At 46.3% G+C, this 19,869-nt stretch carries 13 protein-coding genes and 1 pseudogene; 8 read left to right on the top strand and 6 right to left on the bottom strand.

Annotated features, from left to right (window positions below; all coding sequences use genetic code 11):
- Positions 1 to 4: 4 nt before the first annotated feature.
- A complete protein-coding gene (gene proS, locus HMPREF0650_RS05050) occupies positions 5 to 1,486 on the bottom strand; it encodes a proline--tRNA ligase (protein ID WP_004348863.1) in 1,482 nt (493 codons plus the stop codon).
- Between the two features lie 194 nt (positions 1,487 to 1,680).
- Here proS and HMPREF0650_RS05045 point away from each other — a divergent pair, with 194 nt between their 5' ends.
- The 3 genes from HMPREF0650_RS05045 to HMPREF0650_RS05035 are packed head-to-tail and all read left to right on the top strand — an operon-like array spanning position 1,681 to position 5,574.
- On the top strand, positions 1,681 to 2,358 hold the full coding sequence (locus HMPREF0650_RS05045; protein WP_040562512.1) for a YiaD family glycine zipper/OmpA-like lipoprotein: 678 nt from the start codon (positions 1,681 to 1,683) through the stop codon (positions 2,356 to 2,358).
- 58 nt (positions 2,359 to 2,416) lie between these two features.
- Positions 2,417 to 3,145: a monofunctional biosynthetic peptidoglycan transglycosylase gene (gene mtgA, locus HMPREF0650_RS05040; RefSeq protein WP_004348860.1), complete on the top strand. Its 729-nt coding sequence runs from the start codon at positions 2,417 to 2,419 to the stop codon at positions 3,143 to 3,145.
- Positions 3,142 to 5,574: an ATP-dependent helicase gene (locus HMPREF0650_RS05035; protein ID WP_004348859.1), complete on the top strand. Its 2,433-nt coding sequence runs from the start codon at positions 3,142 to 3,144 to the stop codon at positions 5,572 to 5,574. Before mtgA ends, HMPREF0650_RS05035 begins: the two co-directional genes overlap by 4 nt.
- Positions 5,575 to 6,130: 556 nt before the next feature.
- Here HMPREF0650_RS05035 and HMPREF0650_RS05030 read toward each other — a convergent pair.
- A complete protein-coding gene (locus HMPREF0650_RS05030) occupies positions 6,131 to 6,949 on the bottom strand; it encodes a DUF4595 domain-containing protein (protein ID WP_004348855.1) in 819 nt (272 codons plus the stop codon).
- 394 nt (positions 6,950 to 7,343) lie between these two features.
- Here HMPREF0650_RS05030 and HMPREF0650_RS05025 point away from each other — a divergent pair.
- The 5 genes and pseudogenes from HMPREF0650_RS05025 to hutI all read left to right on the top strand — a co-directional run.
- Positions 7,344 to 7,775 (top strand): annotated as a pseudogene (locus tag HMPREF0650_RS05025) (DUF8437 domain-containing protein); the annotation flags it as partial.
- Between the two features lie 107 nt (positions 7,776 to 7,882).
- Complete coding sequence (ftcD, locus tag HMPREF0650_RS05020; RefSeq protein WP_040562510.1) at positions 7,883 to 9,586, top strand: glutamate formimidoyltransferase; 1,704 nt, start codon at positions 7,883 to 7,885, stop codon at positions 9,584 to 9,586.
- A gap of 19 nt (positions 9,587 to 9,605) precedes the next feature.
- Positions 9,606 to 11,603, top strand: a complete 1,998-nt coding sequence (hutU, locus tag HMPREF0650_RS05015) for a urocanate hydratase (protein ID WP_004348851.1) — start codon at positions 9,606 to 9,608, stop codon at positions 11,601 to 11,603.
- 82 nt (positions 11,604 to 11,685) lie between these two features.
- Positions 11,686 to 13,161, top strand: coding sequence for a histidine ammonia-lyase (gene hutH / locus HMPREF0650_RS05010; RefSeq protein ID WP_004348849.1), 1,476 nt, complete (start codon positions 11,686 to 11,688; stop codon positions 13,159 to 13,161).
- 58 nt (positions 13,162 to 13,219) lie between these two features.
- Positions 13,220 to 14,479: an imidazolonepropionase gene (hutI, locus tag HMPREF0650_RS05005; RefSeq protein ID WP_004348847.1), complete on the top strand. Its 1,260-nt coding sequence runs from the start codon at positions 13,220 to 13,222 to the stop codon at positions 14,477 to 14,479.
- A 119-nt stretch (positions 14,480 to 14,598) separates the two neighbouring features.
- On the opposite strand, the gene HMPREF0650_RS05000 is transcribed toward hutI, so the two are convergent.
- From HMPREF0650_RS05000 to lysA, 4 genes are all read right to left on the bottom strand, one after another.
- A complete protein-coding gene (locus HMPREF0650_RS05000) occupies positions 14,599 to 16,593 on the bottom strand; it encodes a fructose-bisphosphatase class III (RefSeq protein WP_040562544.1) in 1,995 nt (664 codons plus the stop codon).
- A 29-nt stretch (positions 16,594 to 16,622) separates the two neighbouring features.
- The gene (locus HMPREF0650_RS04995) at positions 16,623 to 17,450 is read right to left on the bottom strand and encodes a glycosyltransferase (protein ID WP_004348844.1); all 828 of its coding nucleotides are present in this window, start codon (positions 17,448 to 17,450) and stop codon (positions 16,623 to 16,625) included.
- Positions 17,451 to 17,452: 2 nt separating this feature from the next.
- Complete coding sequence (locus HMPREF0650_RS04990; protein WP_162013122.1) at positions 17,453 to 18,583, bottom strand: glycosyltransferase; 1,131 nt, start codon at positions 18,581 to 18,583, stop codon at positions 17,453 to 17,455.
- A gap of 121 nt (positions 18,584 to 18,704) precedes the next feature.
- Positions 18,705 to 19,862 carry a diaminopimelate decarboxylase gene (gene lysA / locus HMPREF0650_RS04985; RefSeq protein WP_004348841.1) on the bottom strand — a complete coding sequence of 386 codons (1,158 nt, stop codon included), beginning with the start codon at positions 19,860 to 19,862 and terminating at the stop codon, positions 18,705 to 18,707.
- Positions 19,863 to 19,869: the final 7 nt, after the last annotated feature.

The following is a 19,869-nucleotide window of genomic DNA, read 5'->3' as shown; positions in this document are numbered from 1 at the left end:
ATAATTAATAGCTGCGAGCAATGATGACACGATGTTTAGCTGGTTTACCTGAAACCATGTCTACACCTGGTGTTTGTTCAAAGCCAAATGGGACACAGCGAATGGTTGCTTGTGTCTCTTCTTTAATCTTAGCCTCGGTCTCTTCGGTTCCATCCCAGTGGCAAAGGAAGAATCCACCATCTTTTATCTTCTCCTTAAACTCGTCATAGTTATCGCATTCATAAATATGAGCGTCACGATAATCTTTGGCTTTCTTCAGAATGTTTGCTTGAATGTCGTCAAGCAGCTTATAGATGTAATCGGCCAATCCTTCAACAGGGATGGTTTCTTTCTCCAAAGTGTCGCGGCGCATCACTTCAATCGTGTTGTTTTCAAGATCTCTGCCACCCATAACCAGGCGCACAGGAACACCTTTTAACTCGTAATCCGCAAACTTAAATCCCGGACGTTTGTTGTTGCTGTCATCGTATTTCACGGTGATGCCAAGTTTTTTCAAGTCATCCATAAACGGATTCAGCTTATCAGCAATGGCCTTGAGCTGCTCCTCATTCTTAGCAATAGGAATGATGACAACCTGAATGGGGGCGAGCTTTGGAGGCAACACCAAGCCATTGTCATCAGAGTGGGTCATGATCAAAGCGCCAATCAGTCGTGTAGATACGCCCCAACTTGTCGCCCATACATACTCTGGTTTGTTCTCCTTATTCAAATAGGTGACATCAAATGATTTGGCAAAGTTCTGACCCAGGAAATGACTGGTTCCGCTCTGTAATGCCTTTCCGTCTTGCATCATGGCTTCAATGGTATATGTATCCAGAGCTCCTGCAAAGCGTTCGGTCTCGCTTTTCACGCCTTGCACCACGGGAACGGCCATCCATTGTTCTGCAAAGTCGGCATATACCTTGAGCATTTTCTGTGCTTCTTCTTCAGCTTCCTCACGCGTTGCATGGGCAGTGTGGCCCTCCTGCCATAAAAATTCTGATGTTCTCAGGAATGGACGTGTACGCATTTCCCAGCGCATGACGTTGCACCACTGGTTGCACATCAATGGCAGGTCGCGCCAAGACTGTATCCAGTTCTTATACGTATTCCATATAATGGTTTCTGAAGTAGGGCGAATAATCAGCTCTTCTTCCAGTTTTGCAGCGGGATCTACTTCCACACTGTCGCCTGTTTCTGATGATTTAAGTCGGTAGTGTGTAACAACCGCGCATTCTTTCGCAAACCCTTTCACGTGTTCAGCCTCGCGACTCAGGAATGATTTGGGTATTAAAAGAGGGAAATAGGCATTTTGTGCGCCTGTTTCCTTAAACATCTTGTCCAACTGTTGCTGCATTTTTTCCCAGATAGCGTAGCCGTATGGCTTGATGACCATGCAGCCACGCACTGCCGATTGTTCAGCCAAATCGGCCTTAACAACCAAATCATTATACCACTGACTATAGTTTTCAGACCTTTTGGTCAAATCTTTTAATTCTTTTGCCATGTTATCTTGATGAATAGTTATTTTCTTCTATAATAGGGAAAATCATATAACATTTTAGTGATATCCCTTTTGACCATAAGTTTGTATTGCTTAAATTTGTCGCAAAATTACAAAAAATTGTTGACTTGGGCATGATAATGCAATAAAAAGAATTATCTTTGCAAATATAAATATAAACACAAAACTGAGTGATTATGAAGAAAATGAAATTTATGACATTGGCTCTTTGCCTTTTAACCGTCTTTAGTTGTTCTACAAAACAGGGAACTGGAGCCTTGGCAGGTGCTGGCGGTGGAGCCGCCTTAGGAGCCATTATTGGTAAGATAGCAGGTAATGCAGGCGTTGGAGCTGCCATCGGTGGTGCGGTAGGAGCTGGTGCTGGTGCTATGATTGGCCGTCACATGGATAAGGTAGCACAAGAAACAGCAGCACAAGTTGAGAATGCCAAGGTAGAAGAGGTGAAAGATAAAAACGGCCTTGACGCCGTAAAGGTTACCTTTGACAGCGGTATCTTATTCGCCAGCAGTAAGGCTAATTTGAACCAAACCAGCAAGAATGAGCTGGCAAAGTTTTCTACCGTTTTGAAGAACAACAAGGATTGTCACATTGATGTCTATGGACATACCGACTCAACCGGTAATGACGGCATCAACATTCCATTGAGTAACGACCGCGCCCGCAGCGTAGTGAACTACCTCAAGAGCTGTGGCGTTCCGTCCAGTCAGTTCCAGAATGTGGTAGGACAGGGCAGTACACAGCCCGTGGCCGACAATGCCACCAAGGCCGGACGACAACTCAACCGCCGCGTGGAGGTGTTCCTCTATGCCAGTCCGGCTATGGTTGAAGCTGCAAATGCAGGAACTCTTAACTAATAAAACATTAGGTAATATTTATAAGGGGTGCTACAAGGTACCCCTTTTTCGTTGAAACATGAAGGTTATCGCATCATTCTTCCGTTGGGCTATTATTCTCTTTTTGGCAACATCAATCCTCACTGTTGTCGCCTACCGGTTCATACCCGTCTACATAACTCCTTTGATGGTGATTCGATGTTTCGAGAAAGGCGAAATCAAGATGCATCACCATTGGGTGCCAATGGACAATATTTCACGACACATGCCTGTTGCCGTGATGGCCAGTGAGGACCAACGGTTCTTGTTGCACCATGGTTTTGACTACAATGCCATCGAAAAAGCTGCCGTTCATAATATCAAAAACAAGACGGGAAAGAAGCGCGGAGCAAGTACGATTACACAACAAACGGCGAAAAACGTTTTTCTTTGGCCCGGTCGTTCGTGGGTCAGAAAAGGTTTTGAAGTTTACTTCACCGCACTCATTGAGTTGATATGGAGCAAACAACGCATCATGGAGGTGTACTTAAATTCCATCGAAATGGGGGACATGATTTATGGAGTGGATGCAGTAGCACGCTATCATTTCGGAAAAACAGCCAGTGAGTTGTCACGATCAGAATGCGCACTCATCGCCGCAACACTGCCAAACCCCATTCAATTCAGCAGTAAAGCCCCCAGTGGGTATGTCCGGTTAAGACAAAGAAAGATAGAACATGAGATGAAATTCATTCCATCATTCCCAAAAGAAGGAGAGGATATTAATCCAAACACCACCAAAGGAGGCATCTACCACAAGAAAAGATGAAAGATTTATTGTCGCAATTAAACCAAGAACAGCGTTCGGCTGTTACTTATAACGACGGTCCACAACTGGTCATCGCAGGTGCTGGGTCGGGCAAGACGCGTGTGTTGACTTACAAAATAGCTTATTTGGTACAACAAGGCATGCAGCCATGGTCCATCTTAGCATTGACGTTTACCAACAAAGCGGCTAACGAGATGAAGCAGCGCATCGCACAGTTGATTGGGCAAGAGACAGCCAGATACATCCAAATGGGGACCTTTCACTCCATTTTTTCTCGCATTTTACGCATTGAGGCCGATGCTATTGGCTACACTTCGGGCTTTACCATCTATGACGAAAGTGATTCCCGGTCGCTGATCAAGACCATCATCAAGGAAATGGGGCTCGACGACAAGGTGTACAGGCCAGCCGGCGTACATGCCATTATCAGCAAAGCCAAAAACCAACTCATCATGCCTCGCGATTATTCCAGTAGGTCAGAATTCATGAATCGCGACCGAAACAGTCGCATGCCCGAGCTTCATTCTGTTTACGAGGCATATGTGCAGCGATGCCGTAAGGCTAATGCCATGGACTTTGACGACTTGCTTGTTTTGACCTATCAGTTGCTGAAAGAGCATGAAGACATCCGACAAAAATATTGCGAGCGCTTTCAGTATGTACTGGTTGATGAATATCAGGACACCAACTACGCCCAACAATGCATCGTATGGCTACTGACCAAAGAGCATCGTCACATCTGCGTGGTGGGCGATGATGCGCAAAGTATCTACGGATTTCGTGGAGCCAACATCGATAACATCTTGGATTTCCAACAGATATACGAAGGGTCGCGTCTCTTCAAGCTTCAGCAAAACTACCGATCTACACAGAGAATCGTGCAGGCAGCCAACAGTTTGATTAAGCACAACGAACGGCAGATACCCAAAGACGTGTTCAGTGAGAACGATGAGGGGGAGAAGATTATCTTTAAACCCGTTTATTCTGACAAGGAAGAGGCATTTGTGGTTTGCAAGGACATCAAACGAATTGCCAGGCAAGATAATGCACCCTACAGCGATTTTGCCATCTTGTACCGAACCAACGCACAAAGCCGAAGTTTCGAGGAGGAGATGCGAAAGCAAAACATTCCATACCGAATCTATGGCGGTTTGAGCTTCTATCAGCGCAAGGAGATTAAAGACATCATCGCTTATTTTCGTTTGGTTGTCAATCCTGATGATGAAGAGGCCTTCAAGCGCATCATCAACTATCCAACCAGGGGTATCGGGAATGTGACTATCCAAAAGATAGCCGACTCGGCTCGCAGCCATGCGGTGAGTTTCTGGCAGGTCATATCCAATCCTGTACAATATCTCCAGGGGGTGAATCAAGGCACACTTGGCAAAATCAATCGATTTAAAGAACTCATAGAGGGATATATCTTAAAAGCCTCTAACACAGATGTATATCAGTTGGGCAATGAGATCATGAAGACAAGTGGATTCATTGCCGACATCTATTCCAATAGCGATCCAGAAGGACTGGCCCGACAAGAGAACGTAGAAGAGCTGTTGGCGGGTATGCAAGATTTCTGTGAAAGCAAGAAAGAAGAGGGTAGAGAAAACGAAATTTATCTCACCGACTATCTTCAGGAGGTTGCTTTGCTCACTGATTTGGATAGCGATGATGGCGAGGGAAGTAGGGTGTCACTGATGACTGTGCATGCCGCCAAGGGGCTAGAGTTTCCCACCGTCTTCATTGTTGGACTGGAGGAAAACATTTTTCCAAGTCCGCTGTCGATGGGCTCGATGCGGGAGATGGAGGAAGAACGCCGTTTGCTCTATGTGGCCATTACCCGAGCAGAGAAGCATTGTATCATGACAAGTGCCAAAAACCGATGGCGATTTGGCAAGATGGAGTTTGATACGCCAAGTAGATTTATCAAAGACATTGATTCACGTTTTATACACATAGAATCCGAATTCGAAGTCGAAGCGTCCGATGATTCATTCCATACGCCTTACAGTGGAAGCTCCTTCTCGGGCGATGTTTATCGTCGATATAGTGACCGAATGCAGAACTCTCGACCTGTGGCGAGTCAGTTCCAAGCTGATGTCAAACCGAAAATCACTGCTCCGCAGCGTCCTGAACAGGCGGTTGACCCCTTCTCTACCTCCTTTAAGCGCCAACTCCAACAGGCAGGTGGGAACTTTAAGCGGGTAACTGATGCCATGACCAGCGGTGGACGAACAGCGGCAGCCGCTTCCTCCAGTCCTGATGCCTCAGGCTTGCAAGAGGGCTGCACCATTGAGCACCAGCGTTTCGGCATTGGCACCGTACTCCGTCTGGAGGGCAAGGGTGAGAACCGAAAAGCCACCGTGGCCTTCAGGAATGCGGGAACCAAGCAGTTGCTATTGAAGTTCGCCCGATTCAAGGTGCTGTCATAGCAAGGTCAGGATAGCGTATGCAGATTGTATTTTGTTGATTTATTTCATTATTTTAAATTCTCATTCTAGAAAAATATTCGCTGTCACGCGGCTGTTTTCGAGTCGTTTTTCGCGTCTGTCCGTCTAAAAGCATTGCTTTTGGCCTTCTAGAAGGTACAGTTTGGCATGTTAAAGCATTCGGTTTTGTATTGAAAGTCATTGCTTTTCGGGTGTAAAAGCATTGATGTTCACAACCCGCATCAGGCATAGGAATACCTAAGTCACTGATACATACTATACTGCAAAATTCGCGTATTTGCGTGCCATCATGCGTCTGGTTGCAAATACGCGAGTATTTGAGAGGGTAGTCAATATTTTTCATCATTTTCACCCTACCAGTCGAGAATAAGATAAACAGCTTGTGGGGAAATCATCATTACGTCCTTAACATTCAACTCTGTGAGGCCATGGGTGGGGTGTTTTCTACAAAGACGTTTCTTTCTTCATATAATTTTGATAAGTTGCGATTACTGATTGTAGAAATTAATTTATTAAGAGGATGAAAGTCCTCTACACCTTACCAAATAAAAGAATAACTTCCATGTTCACTTTTCATCTGTGTAGGATAACCAGTAGAGTTTAATTTCCACGAGTAGTATTCTACATTTCCTTCGTCATCCACACACTTGACAGGTAGATTTTTAATAGCTTTACCAAGCAGACCTGCATAGTACGCATACTCCATTTCATCCATATCAATACCCAACGTTGTATCAAAAAGCATAATACAACCTTTGTTCACAATAGGAGTGGTTACTTTGTCAGATGTATAGAATATGGTACTTAGGTTTTTATGACTATTATCTTCATTCGAAACTACTAGTGTTTCAACGATATTGCCTTCGTGATATTTCATGGTAGTCGTCTCAAATCCTTCGGATCGTACCATCTTAATTAATTGCCCGTCATTGTTATACGTAAAACTCCATGTGTCTTCATCTGGTTGATCACCTCTATGGTATTGTGTTTCTGTACAATACTGCACAAAGCCTTTCTTATTGAGGAACAAATTGCAGACCAGTTTTTCATCACTTCTTATTATAGTCATAATTACATCAGGACCTTTTTCTATTGAACGCGTAGATTCTTCTCTATATTCAAAAGTAACATTTTCGTCTGAAGATTTCATAGCATAAACACGTCCTTTTGCATCTGTCAGAATTTGTATACCATCAAGTCCTTTAGGTAGTCCACCTGTAAACACGCTTAAAGGATTGATACTTGATGTTGAAACTCCTCCTTGTGATTCATCACCATCTTTACTACATGATGAAAACGTCATCGCTGCACTCAAGGCTATTGTAGCAAAGAACATCGTTATTAAATTCTTTTCCATTATTTTTAATTTAGATTTATATGAAATATGATAGAATCAGTCCGCAGAAAGATGTTGGAGAAAGACAAATAAAAAGCGTGGACTGATAACTTCGCCTATGTTCTTGAGGTATCGCCAAACACCATTGCCACTTAAACGAGTAAAAGCCCACGCCGTTTGACGTGAGCATTAACTTTTACTCTCGTAGCTCTTTTAATTTTGGCGAATTCCAAGAACAAGAATGCAAGCTAACGCTTTTTATTTATATGTCTGCTATCAGTTTTATTCGTTCATAGGCACAATACTTTTTGTTAATCGATTGCAAATATACAATTTTTTATTGAAATGCAATGCTTTTGTTTTTATCTATAGTTCAAAACTAATACATATTCTTGATACAAGGCTGTGATAGTATAACCTCTTGAAGCACGCCCTGCACAATACCATTCCCGACATCAACAAGAGTAAGGAGGTGACGGACAAGGTTACGGGAGAGGCCAAGACCATCAAAGTAAGGGACGGACATGCTATCCAGATGGCAAATGCCAAGATTGAGGAAATCAGGCAGGGCTTTGTTGATTGGCTCGGGCGCACACCCGATATCTTCAAACAGCAACTCTCCGACAGGTACAACCACCTTTTCAACTATTTTGTGCGACCCAACTTTGACGGTACGCACCAGACGTTTCCCGACCTTGACCTCAGACGATTGGGCATTGCCGACCTTTACAAGAGTCAGAAGGATGCCGTGTGGATGCTCAAAACCAACGGTGGCGGCATCTGCGATCACGAGGTGGGAGCGGGCAAGACGCTTATCATGTGTACTTCCCGTCGTTCAAAAAAAAAGAAGGTCATGTTTATCATCCTTTAGATATATTTTTTTTGCAGGTTTATTCTTTTTTTATACCTTTACCACATCAAACGAAAAACAACTTAAACCTAATCATATTAAAAATGACAAAAAATCAACAAATCGTAGAGTGCGTCCCTAATTTTAGCGAGGGTCGCAACATGCATGTAATCAAGCAAATTACAGATGAGATTGAGCGCGTGAAGGGTGTTAAACTATTAGATGTAGACCCGGGTGAGGCCACCAATAGAACGGTGGTGACGTTTGTCGGTTCGCCCGATAATGTATTAGAAGCTGCATTCCAAGCCGTGAAAAAGGCAGCCCAGCTCATTGATATGCGCAATCACCATGGAGCGCATCCACGAATGGGTGCCACAGATGTTTGTCCACTCATCCCAGTGGCTAGCATTACATTGGAAGAATGTGCAAAACTCGCACAGCAGTTGGCAGAGCGGATCGCCAACGAACTCAACGTACCTTGTTATTGTTACGAGGCTGCAGCACGGACGCCCGAGCGTAAGAACTTGGCCGTTTGTCGTGCAGGAGAATACGAGGCACTGCCAGAGAAGATGAATGACCCTGCTAAGGCACCCGACTTTGGGGCTCGCCCCTTTGACGAAGGTGTGGCACGCACAGGATGTACTGCCGTTGGCGCACGTGACTTTCTGATTGCTACCAACTTCAACCTCAATACAACCTCTACTCGTCGCGCCAATGCCATTGCCTTTGACGTGCGTGAGAAGGGACGTCCACGCCGAGAGGGCAACTCTCCTGTGGGTAAGCCCATGAAGGATGAGCATGGCAAAACCATCATGATACCGGGTACCTTGAAAGGAACAAAGGCGATTGGGTGGTATATTGACGAATACGCTATTGCGCAAGTGTCTATGAATATCACAGATATCAACGCCACTCCATTGCACGTTGCCTTTGATGAGGTTTGCCGTTGTGCGCAGAACCGAGGCATCCGTGTCACGGGAACAGAGATAGTAGGACTGGTTCCTAAGCGTACATTGATAGATGCAGGCAAGTACTTCTTGCGGAAACAGAACCGCTCTACTGGTATTCCAGAAGAGGATATCTTGACCATCGCTATCAAGTCGTTGGGATTAGACGACCTCAAACCATTCAATCCTCGTGAGAAGGTCATTGAATACCTGTTGGAGGACGATAACAAGAAAGCCAAACTGATAGACCTTACCGTGAAGGAGTTTGCCGATGAGACTTCGCGCGAGTCTCCCGCTCCCGGTGGTGGAACCATCTCCGCTTATATGGGTGCATTAGGTGCTACCTTAGGAACGATGGTTGCCAACCTGTCAAGTCACAAGGCAGGATGGGATGATCGCTGGGAAGAGTTCAGCAACTGGGCAGACAAAGGACAGGAAATCAAGGTAGAGCTGATGCACCTTGTCGACGAGGATACCGAGGCTTTCAACCGCATCATGGCTGCCTTTGGCTTGCCTAAGAAGACGGACGAGGACAAAGCAGCCCGTTCTGCAGCAATTCAGGAAGCTACTCTTTATGCCACACAGGTACCTCTTCACACTATGAAGGCTGCCTATAAAGTGTTTGAACTCTGTAAGGCGATGGCACAAGAAGGCAACCCCAACAGCGTTTCGGATGCTGGTGTGGGCGTGTTGGCTGCCCGTGCTGCCGTTTTAGGAGCTGGTCTCAATGTCAAGATTAACGCCTCTGGACTGAAAAATCGCGAGGTAGCAGATCAGTTGGTGGGCGAGGCTAACCAACTCATTGACAAGGCAAACCAAGCCGAAGTAGAGATTATGAAAATAGTAGAAAGTAAATTATAAGACCTTAAAGATAAAGAAAATGACGCACGAAGAATTCATGGCGGACATTCGGGCAGGTATTCCTAATACCTTACCCGATCCACAACCGTATGACCATACGGTAAACCATGCACCTAAGAGAAAAGACATTCTTACACCAGAAGAAAAGAAGTTGGCATTGCGCAACGCTCTGCGTTACTTCCCAAAGAAGTTTCATGCCACATTGGCACCAGAGTTTTTGGACGAGTTGAAGACTTATGGACGTATCTATATGTATCGCTTCCGTCCTACGTATGATATGCACGCTCGTCCCATTGACGAATATCCACACAAATGTAAGCAGGCTGCCGCTATCATGATGATGATACAAAACAACTTGGATAGGGCAGTAGCGCAACATCCACACGAACTGATTACCTACGGAGGCAACGGTGCCGTGTTCCAAAACTGGGCGCAGTATCGACTTGTGATGAAGTATCTCAGCGAGATGACAGACGAGCAGACATTGGTGATGTACTCTGGTCATCCACTTGGTTTGTTCCCTTCGCATAAGGATGCACCACGGGTGGTGGTGACGAACGGTATGGTGATTCCCAATTACTCTAAGCAGGACGATTGGGAGAGAGACAATGCACTCGGTGTGAGTCAGTACGGACAGATGACCGCAGGCTCGTATATGTATATTGGTCCACAGGGAATTGTGCATGGCACTACCATTACTGTGATCAATGCGGCACGCAAGGTAGGTGGCGACAACATGAAACTGTTTGTCACGGCAGGTCTTGGTGGCATGTCGGGCGCACAACCAAAGGCTGGCAACATCGCTGGCGTAGTGAGTGTAACCGCTGAAATCAACCCCTTGGCTGCTAACAAACGTTACGAACAAGGCTGGGTAGATGAGCTACACGACAACCTTGATGAACTGATACCTGCTATCCGAAAAGCTGTCGAAGAGAAGCGCGTGGTGTCCATGGCGTATGTGGGTAACATCGTTGACCTGTGGGAACGCCTTGCCGAAGAGAACATCCGTGTGGACTTGGGTAGCGACCAAACATCTTTGCACAACCCTTGGGCAGGTGGTTATTATCCAGTAGGCATGAGCTTGGAGGAGTCTAATCGCATGATGGCAGAAGCTCCTGAGCAGTTCAAGGAAAAGGTTCGGGCGTCATTGCGCCGACAGGTAGACGCTATCAACAAGCTCACCGCAAAGGGAATGTACTTCTTCGATTACGGCAATGCCTTCCTTTTGGAGGCAAGTCGTGCAGGTGCTGACATCCTTCGTGAGGACGGTAAGTTCCGTTATCCTTCGTATGTGCAGGATATCATGGGACCGATGTTCTTCGATTATGGTTTCGGTCCATTCCGTTGGGTATGCTCATCGTGCGACCCGAAGGATTTGGAGGTAACCGACCGCTTGGCAACTGAGGTGCTGGAAGAAATGAGGAAAACTGCCACAAAAGATATTATCGGTCAGTTGGATGACAACATCCACTGGATTAAGGAAGCTGGCAAGAATCATTTGGTTGTAGGCTCTCAGGCGCGCATCCTCTATGCAGACAGTGTGGGCAGAACCAAGATTGCGTTGGCATTCAACGAGGCAGTGCGCAAAGGCGAAATCAGTCAGCCCGTTGTCCTTGGTCGTGATCATCACGATGTCTCTGGTACGGACTCTCCTTTCCGTGAAACCAGTAATATCTACGACGGTTCGCAATTCTGTGCCGACATGGCCATTCAAAATGTCATCGGCGATGCTTTCCGTGGTGCCACATGGGTGTCCATTCACAACGGTGGCGGCGTAGGCTGGGGCGAAGTCATTAATGGAGGATTCGGTATGGTGGTCGATGGCAGCGATGATGCGAATCGCCACATCCGCGAGATGCTTCTGTGGGATGTCAACAACGGTATCGCACGCCGTAGCTGGGCTCGCAACAAGGGTTCTATCGATGCCATTCAACGAGAAATGGAACGCACTCCCGGCTTGAAGGTAACCTTACCCAACTTCGTGGATGATAGCGAAATAGAGAAACTTAACTTCTAAATCAACGTCAAGTCGCAATGCTTCACGCTAAACACTTCTTTGAGCGAGAGGCGTTGCGACTTGGCACATTAACAATCACACTATGATACACAAAATTAGCGCAGCACACCTCACGATTGAGGAGGTGGGAGCGATTTTAGAAAACCATGCTACTTTAGAATTATCTGATGACGCACGTCAACGAATTGTGCGCTGTCGCAAATATTTAGACAAGAAAATTGCCGAGTCGGACGTTCCTATCTATGGCGTTACCACAGGCTTCGGTTCATTGTGCAACGTGTCGGTAGACAAAGATAGATTAGCTCAGTTGCAAGTAAACCTCATCATGTCGCACGCTTGTGGCGTGGGCAGCAGGGTGCCAAATGACATTGTAAAGATTATGCTCTTCCTCAAAGCGCAGTCTTTGAGTTATGGCTATTCTGGCTGTCAGGTAGAGACAGTTGAGCGATTGATCGACTTCTTCAACAATGATATTTATCCCGTAGTCTATACGCAAGGCTCACTGGGTGCATCGGGCGACCTCGTTCCGTTGGCTCACCTCTGCTTGCCACTGTTAGGAATGGGCGAGGTAGAGTATAAAGGTGAACGGATGAGCGGTGAGGCGATATTGCAAAAGATGAACTGGAAACCCATACAGTTGGCTTCCAAAGAAGGACTTGCCCTGCTCAATGGTACGCAGAACATGAACGCCTATGCCGTTTGGGCGGTGTTGCAGAGCGAGCGTCTCTGTGATTGGGCAGACAAGATTGGCGTAATGTCATTGGAAGCCTACGACGGACGTATCGAACCATTCACGCATGCTGTGCATGCTGTCCGTCCACACAAGGGACAGATAGACACCGCTGCACATATTCGAGAGCTGTTAGAGGGCAGTGAACTCATCAAGCAACCTAAGGTGAACGTGCAAGATCCCTATTCGTTCCGTTGCATGCCACAGGTGCATGGCGCATCGAAGGACACATTGGCTTATGTGCGATCGGTCATTGAAATAGAGTTGAATGCGGCAACCGACAACCCAACTGTTTGTCCTGACGACGACTTGGTGATCTCTGCAGGCAACTTCCATGGCGAGCCTATCGCCCAACCTATGGACTTTTTGGCAATTGCCCTGTGTGAATTGAGCAACATCTCCGAGCGACGAATCTATAAGTTGATTTCGGGTACGCGCAATCTGCCCAGCTTCTTGGTGGCAAAGCCTGGTCTTAACAGTGGGTTCATGATACCACAATATGCCGCTGCGTCTATTGTCAGTCAAAGCAAGATGTACAGCACGCCAGCTTCGGTCGACAGCATTCCGTCGTCACAGGGGCAGGAAGACCATGTAAGTATGGGTGCCAATGCAGCCACAAAGTTGTATCAGGTAGTGCTCAACACCGAGCGAGTGCTGGCTATCGAGCTGTTCAATGCAGCCCAAGCCCTTGAATTCCGTCGCCCATTGAAGTCGTCGCCAGCCATTGAGGCTATCTATGCGGCTTATCGCAAGGTGGTGCCATTCATCGAAAACGATGAGTTTATGTCGCCACACATTGCGCAATCGGTAGAATTTTTAAGGAAATAAATCATCAATCCCACTCTCTTCGGACAGGAGGAGTGGGATTTTCATTTTGTTACATGATATGAAACTTTTAGTAACCAACATCGCTTTTCTGGCAGGTATCCAACCCACGGACAAGCTACGACTGGAGGGAAAGGAGATGGCTCGACTTGAAACGATAGCGAATGCCTTTCTCTATGTCGAGGACGGGCGCATCCATTCGTATGGTGCCATGAGCGATTTAGCGAAATGCAGCCTTCCTTCTGATGTACAGCAGATAGATGCCAAAGGCGGAAGTGTGCTGCCCTCTTGGTGCGATTCGCACACCCACATTGTCTTTGCAGGGAGTCGTGAGCAGGAGTTTGTGGACAAGATACGTGGCTTGAGCTATGCCGAAATCGCCAAACGCGGCGGTGGCATCCTCAATTCTGCCGACAAGTTGCACGACATGTCCGAAGACGAACTGTACCAACAGGCAATGCGTCGTGTAGACGAAGTCATCCGAAAGGGAACGGGGTGCATAGAAATCAAGAGTGGATACGGTTTGAACACCGCTGACGAACTGAAGATGTTGCGCGTCATCAAGCGCATCAAAGAGACGACACCGCTCAAGGTGGTTGCCACTTTCTTGGGTGCACATGCCGTTTCGCGCGAATATGCAGGCAGACAAAGTGAATATGTCGACTTGGTGATCCGTGAGATGATTCCTGCTGTAGCCAAAGAAAACTTGGCAGAATACATTGATGTGTTCTGCGATACGGGCTTCTTTACGCCCGAAGAAACCGCACGTATTCTTGAAGCTGGGACAAAATATGGCATGCGAGGCAAGATACATGCCGACGAATTGGCGTCCTCTGGTGGGGTAGAGGTAGGAGTTAGACACAATGCCCTATCGGTAGACCATCTCGAGAGTATGACCGCAGAAACGATAGAGACACTACGTGGCAGCGAAACCATGCCTACCGCCCTTCCCGGTACATCGTTCTTCCTGAACATGCCGTTTGCGTTGGGGCGCAAAGTCATTGACGAGGGGTTGCCTTTGGCGGTGGCAAGCGACTACAATCCGGGGTCGACACCATCGGGAGACATGAAGTTTGTCATTTCTTTGGCGTGCATCAAGATGCGTCTCTTGCCAGCCGAAGCCATCAATGCTGGTACTATGAACAGTGCGTATGCCATGGGATTGAGCAAGGATTACGGTTCAATCACGAAAGGAAAGGTTGCCAATTTTTACATCACAAAGCCCATTCCGTCGGTTGACTTTATTCCTTACGCTTACACCACACCTATAATCGACAGGATATTTTTGCGGGGCGAGGAGTACATTCCACAAACCGTGTAGTAGAAGACAGGCAGATGTTCTGAATTATACTAGTCAGATAGCTTTCTTCTCGATTTCCCTTTCTTTACGTAAAAACGCTCAATAACATTGTTGAGCGTTTTTACGAGTTTAGAGTCATTTTATTTTCGTATCTGACGGTCTCTTTCTTTCAAGAAACCGTGTCGGTAGGCGTACAGTAGTGCTTCGAGGTCCTTGATTTGTTGCTTAATCTCAGCACCTTTGTCCGTGTCGGAAACCAGCATACGGTGGCTGCTCATCTCCACAATCTGCGTGGTGCTTACGATGTCGGTACCCTGCAAGATGGCATCGTTAGTGCTGGTGAAAGGTTCGTGCTGAACAAGTTGCAGGCCACGGCTGTGATAAACCAGCGTATAGCCAGCAATACCCGTTTCCTTGTGATAGGCTTGTGAGAATCCTCCGTCGATGACAATCAACTTACCGTTCGCCTTGATGGGGTTTTCTCCCTTCGTAACATGCACCGGGACATGCCCGTTGATGATGTGTCTGTTCTCGCCCGTCACGCCGAAAGCATCCAAGATGCGGTCGGCGGTTGTTTCTTGGTCGCGCAATTTAAAGTAGTTACCCTTCTCTTCATGGTGCGTCTCTTTGTCGGTAATGAAGTATCGTTCGAAGGTAGACATCTTCGATTTGTTAAACAAAGGACTGTCAGGTCCGCACCACAGGTAAGTAAAGTAGTCGATGGCGTATTCACGTTCTTCTTTACATGTGTCGTTCTGAAATGCCGCACGAATCATCATACCCGTATTGTGCATCAGTTCTTTACCAGCGTATTTCTTACCTGGATATATTTCTACCTCCTTCAAAGAACCATCTTCGTTCAAGGGAATGGATGCATGGAAGAGCAGGTTGCCATTGTAGACGCCATACATACAGCCATGTTGCAGCAAGAGTTTGATGTGTTTGTGCAGTTTTTCACTCACCATGAAAGAATGGTTCAGCCGGTTCATCAAGTCCTGTTCCTCGGGAGTCAACTCATTTGGATGCTTTGGATCAACGGTAGGAAAGTTGTTTCCATGCAGCGGATATTCTTTTCCATCCAGCAGAATGGTTCCTTTTTCATAATCAATATTGTTGAACAGTGCACGGTTTTGCATCTTCCATTCCGGATGTTTCTCAAACAGTTTGCCCTCTTCCTTGAATTGAATAATGGCAATGGCCTTGTGCATCAGCGCTGTGAGGCGGAGCGTCTTCTCGTCCATCTCTTTCGATCCACCCGTGAGACGAGGGTAGAATTCCTCGCATGGATCATCGCCATAGGTCTCCATGGCAAAGGTTGCCAAGGGAACGAGGTTGATGCCGTAGCCTTCTTCCAGTGTAACGAGGTTGGCATACCGTAGCGAAAGACGGATGACGCTGCAGATACAAGCATTGTTTCCGGCGCTGGCTCCCATCCAGATAATGTCGTGGTTTCCCCATTGAATGTCCCAATTGTGATACTTTTCCATGAAGTCAAGGATGATGTGTGCACCGGGTCCTCGGTCGTAGATGTCGCCAAGGATGTGCAGTTGGTCAATGACCAGTCGCTGAATGACATTGGCCAAGGCGATAATGAAATCGTCAGCCCTGCCGGTAGAGATGATGGTTTCAATGATGACTTTATAATAAGCAATCTTGTCATCCTCTTGTGAATCCTCGTGCAGCAGCTCTTGTATGATGTAACTGAACTCCTTCGGCAGCGCTTTGCGAACCTTGGAGCGCGTGTATTTGCTCGAAACATCCCTGCATACCTTCACCAATTGATAAAGTGTAATGTGGTACCAGTCGTAAATATCCTTCTCTGTAGCTTTCACCAATTCGAGCTTTTGCTCGGGATAATAGATAAGTGTGCACAGCTCGCATTTCTCGCTTTCACGAAGTGAGTTGCCGAAAAGCTCGTTCACCTTGCGCTTGATGTTGCCTGACGCATTCTTCAATACATGTTGAAAAGCTTCGTCTTCTCCATGAATGTCTGCCATGAAATGCTCTGTTCCCTTGGGAAGATGGAGAATGGCTTGCAGGTTGATGATCTCTGTACTTGCTTCAGCAATGGTTGGAAACGATAATGATAACAAATCTAAGTATCGCAAATCTTGTTCAATTTCCTCATGTTTCATATTCATCATCTGTTTTTATCTTTCGTTCATTATATATTGCTTGTTGGGTTGATGGCCTCTTTAATTCTTTGAGTTTGTTTGTCATTCAGTGGATCTAACGGCATGAAGCCTTCGGTAAGTTGGTAATCTTCACTCAAAACCTGCATGATACGAGCCGCAAATTGTGCTTCATTCTGTTGCTCCAGCATGTTGTTGAGTACGTCTTCATCGTATTCCAAGCTGTTCAGTGTATCGTTCAGTTCTTGTAACGATTGTTTCTTGATGTTGCGACGGTGATATTGATAACGCAGATAGAGAAGAGCATGGCACACCTCTTTTTCAGGACTGTTGTCATTGGGAAAGATGTTTAATTTCTCCTGGATGCGTTGGTGTGTCAGCCGATCGTGTGCCTCGAAGATTTCATGATACAGCTTCATCGTTTCATGAGCCATCTCTTCGGGCGAGATCAAGGAGGTAGTCACGGCATTGGGTATGACGTGGAGCTGTTCATTCCATTTCCTCTTTTCCATTTCTTGCTTTTCAAGTTCTCCCCAAACGATGAGGGCCGAAGCCTGTTGTGTTGCTTTTTTCTGGGCAGATGTCTGCAAAACTTGGGCGGGAGTGGGGTGTTTGGGGAAATGCCACGGAGCCAGTTGTCCCAAGGAAGAGAAGACTGTTGGAATTAATAATCTGTGACATTGTTCCAATTTCTTATGAGCCGAAGCATCCCAAGCTCCGAAAACATGCACGATGTCGGGGAACTCATGAGACAGTTCTATCTCGTTGTATCTTTGAAGATACTGTTGAAGCATCGACAGATGAACTTGATAGTCGGGACTGCCAGCTGTCTTCTTGGACATGTATAGTTCTACTCTCATCACTATAGTTTATGGCTGGTGAAATCGTTTTTGTCTGCTCTGGCGTATCTCAAACGGTAAGATAGATTTCTCCACATCATGCTGATTTCAAAGGGTATGACCTTCCAAAGTGCGATATCTTCCAAGAAATATGTAAGCGTTCTCTTGGCGAATCGTACACGCAGGATGATTGTAAGGAGCAAAGAAACCACGGCTGTCAGCAGTAACGTGTAATTCATGAGTACACCACCATACACCATCATGGCCAAGATGAATAGGTAGGAAGTATGCAAGAGTATCGTATCCAGATTGAACAGCATGCGCATGGGCGTTGAACGGTTGAGGTATTTGCGTGTTTCTTGATAGAAAAGATGCTTGTTGAGCCATTTCTTTTGCAGTGGTTCGTCTTCTATAATCCAGGCATCTTGCTCCATCATGAGTGCGGATGAGCCTTCGTCTGCATACTTGTTGACGATGAAATCGTATTCACCGCGTAGCAGGTGAAGGTTGCCCCGATAGCCTTCTCCTTGTAGAAACATACTTTTTCGAAACGCCAAATTGGCAGAATTGGTGCGATAGGCAGTAGCGTTCTCAGCTTTCCTCATAAGGTATAGTTCTGTATACAGCTGCTCAAGTCGGCGAAAGTCAGCTGTTTCCGTCATGTAATTGCTATACCCCAGCACCAGTTTGTTGTTCTCATTGCAAGCCTTCGACATGCATTGCAGCCAGTAAGGAGATGCGGGTGTACAACCGGCATCGGTCATGATGATCCATTCATACTTTGCCGCCTTTACTCCAAGGGTAACTGCCAACTTCTTTTTACTCATGTAGCGTGAGGATGAAGGGATGAAAGTTGCGTAAAGATGTGAATCGTTTTCATACCGCTTCAATACGTCTTCTGTCTCGCTGTCACCTTGCTCGGCTACGACAACGACCTGAAAATCGTTGTCAAACTCTTGTGAAAGAAATGAAGATAGGTGCATCTCCAGCTCCTTGGCTTGGTCGTGTACGGTCAGCAGTACGGTGATGGGGACTGATGTTTTCGCAGGAATTGAGCAAGCTTTTGATGGTTCTTGGGCAGAGTTCTCTTCTTGAAAGCTGTCCAAAGCGGCAGATTCTTTCTCCTCGAAGTCAGAGGATTGAAACCTCTTCACGATTTTCCTAAACCGGTAGAAGGGAGAACAAAAAGGAGCAGCCACTGCAAGCAGCAGCGTGATAGAGCTTAATATGATGGTCAACTGGTCAAAAAACATAGACACGAATGATTCTACAATATTATAAATCCTCTGTTAAATAACCTTTGGGTAGTTTCCTACAATTGTATTGGCTGGCCATCACTTCGCCGTAAGCACCGGCAGACCGGATGGCCAACAGGTCGCAGCGATGACATTGGTTCAAATCAATGGCTTTGGCAAACACGTCACTCGACTCACATATTGGTCCCACCACGTCATAGGTTTCATGAGCGTCATTGCTGGAAAGATTCTCTATTTGATGCCGCGATTGATACAGAGCGGGTCTGATGAAATCGGTCATACCGGCGTCAACGATACAAAACTTTTTGCGTACACCTTGTTTGACGTACAGCACTTTGGTGATTAAACTTCCACATTGTGCGACGATAGAGCGTCCAAGTTCGAAGTGTAGCGTTTGATGTGGGTACAACTTCAAGTGTTGGGCGTATGTCTGAAAATATGCTTTGAAATCAGGAATGGGTTGCTGGTCAGGATGTTCGTAGTTCACACCCAATCCTCCGCCAACGTTAATGCTTTCAACATGAACATGATGTTGATGCAGTTCTTCCTGCAATTGATTGATTCGATCGCACAAAGAAACAAAGTCACGCATGTCAAGAATTTGTGAACCGATATGAAAATGTAGGCCGGTAAACCTTACATTCTTCATCCGCAAACACGCCTCGAGGGCGGTTTTCATCTCGCACAGGGCAATGCCAAACTTGTTTTCGGCCAGTCCTGTCGTGATGTTCGCATGGGTATGAGCTTCCACGTCTGGGTTGATTCGCAAAGCAATGCGTGCTATTTTACCTTTCTTTTCAGCAATCTCATTGATGACCTCAAGCTCGGCAATGCTCTCAACGTTGAAGCAAAGAATCTCTTGGTCAATGCCCAAAGCGATTTCCCAGTCACTTTTGCCAACACCAGCATAAACTATCTTGTTGGGTGAGAAGCCTGCATCAATCGCAGCCAATATCTCTCCGCCACTCACGCAATCAGCCTCTAATCCAGCCTGACTGATGATGTTGAGCAGCTTTGCGTTGGCATTTGCCTTGACGGCATAATGAACTTGGAAACGTTCATACTGCTCAATTTCAGTCTTGATGGCTTGGAGCGTTTCTTTCAGCAAGGCCGTGTCATAGTAATAGAACGGCGTTTGCTTGGTGCTAAGTTTGTCTAATGAAACTAACTGATGCATAGCTTCC

This window comes from Hoylesella buccalis ATCC 35310, assembly GCF_000177075.1.
GTDB classification, from domain to species: Bacteria; Bacteroidota; Bacteroidia; order Bacteroidales; family Bacteroidaceae; genus Prevotella; species Prevotella buccalis.
This window is presented reverse-complemented; position numbering and strand designations above follow the sequence as displayed.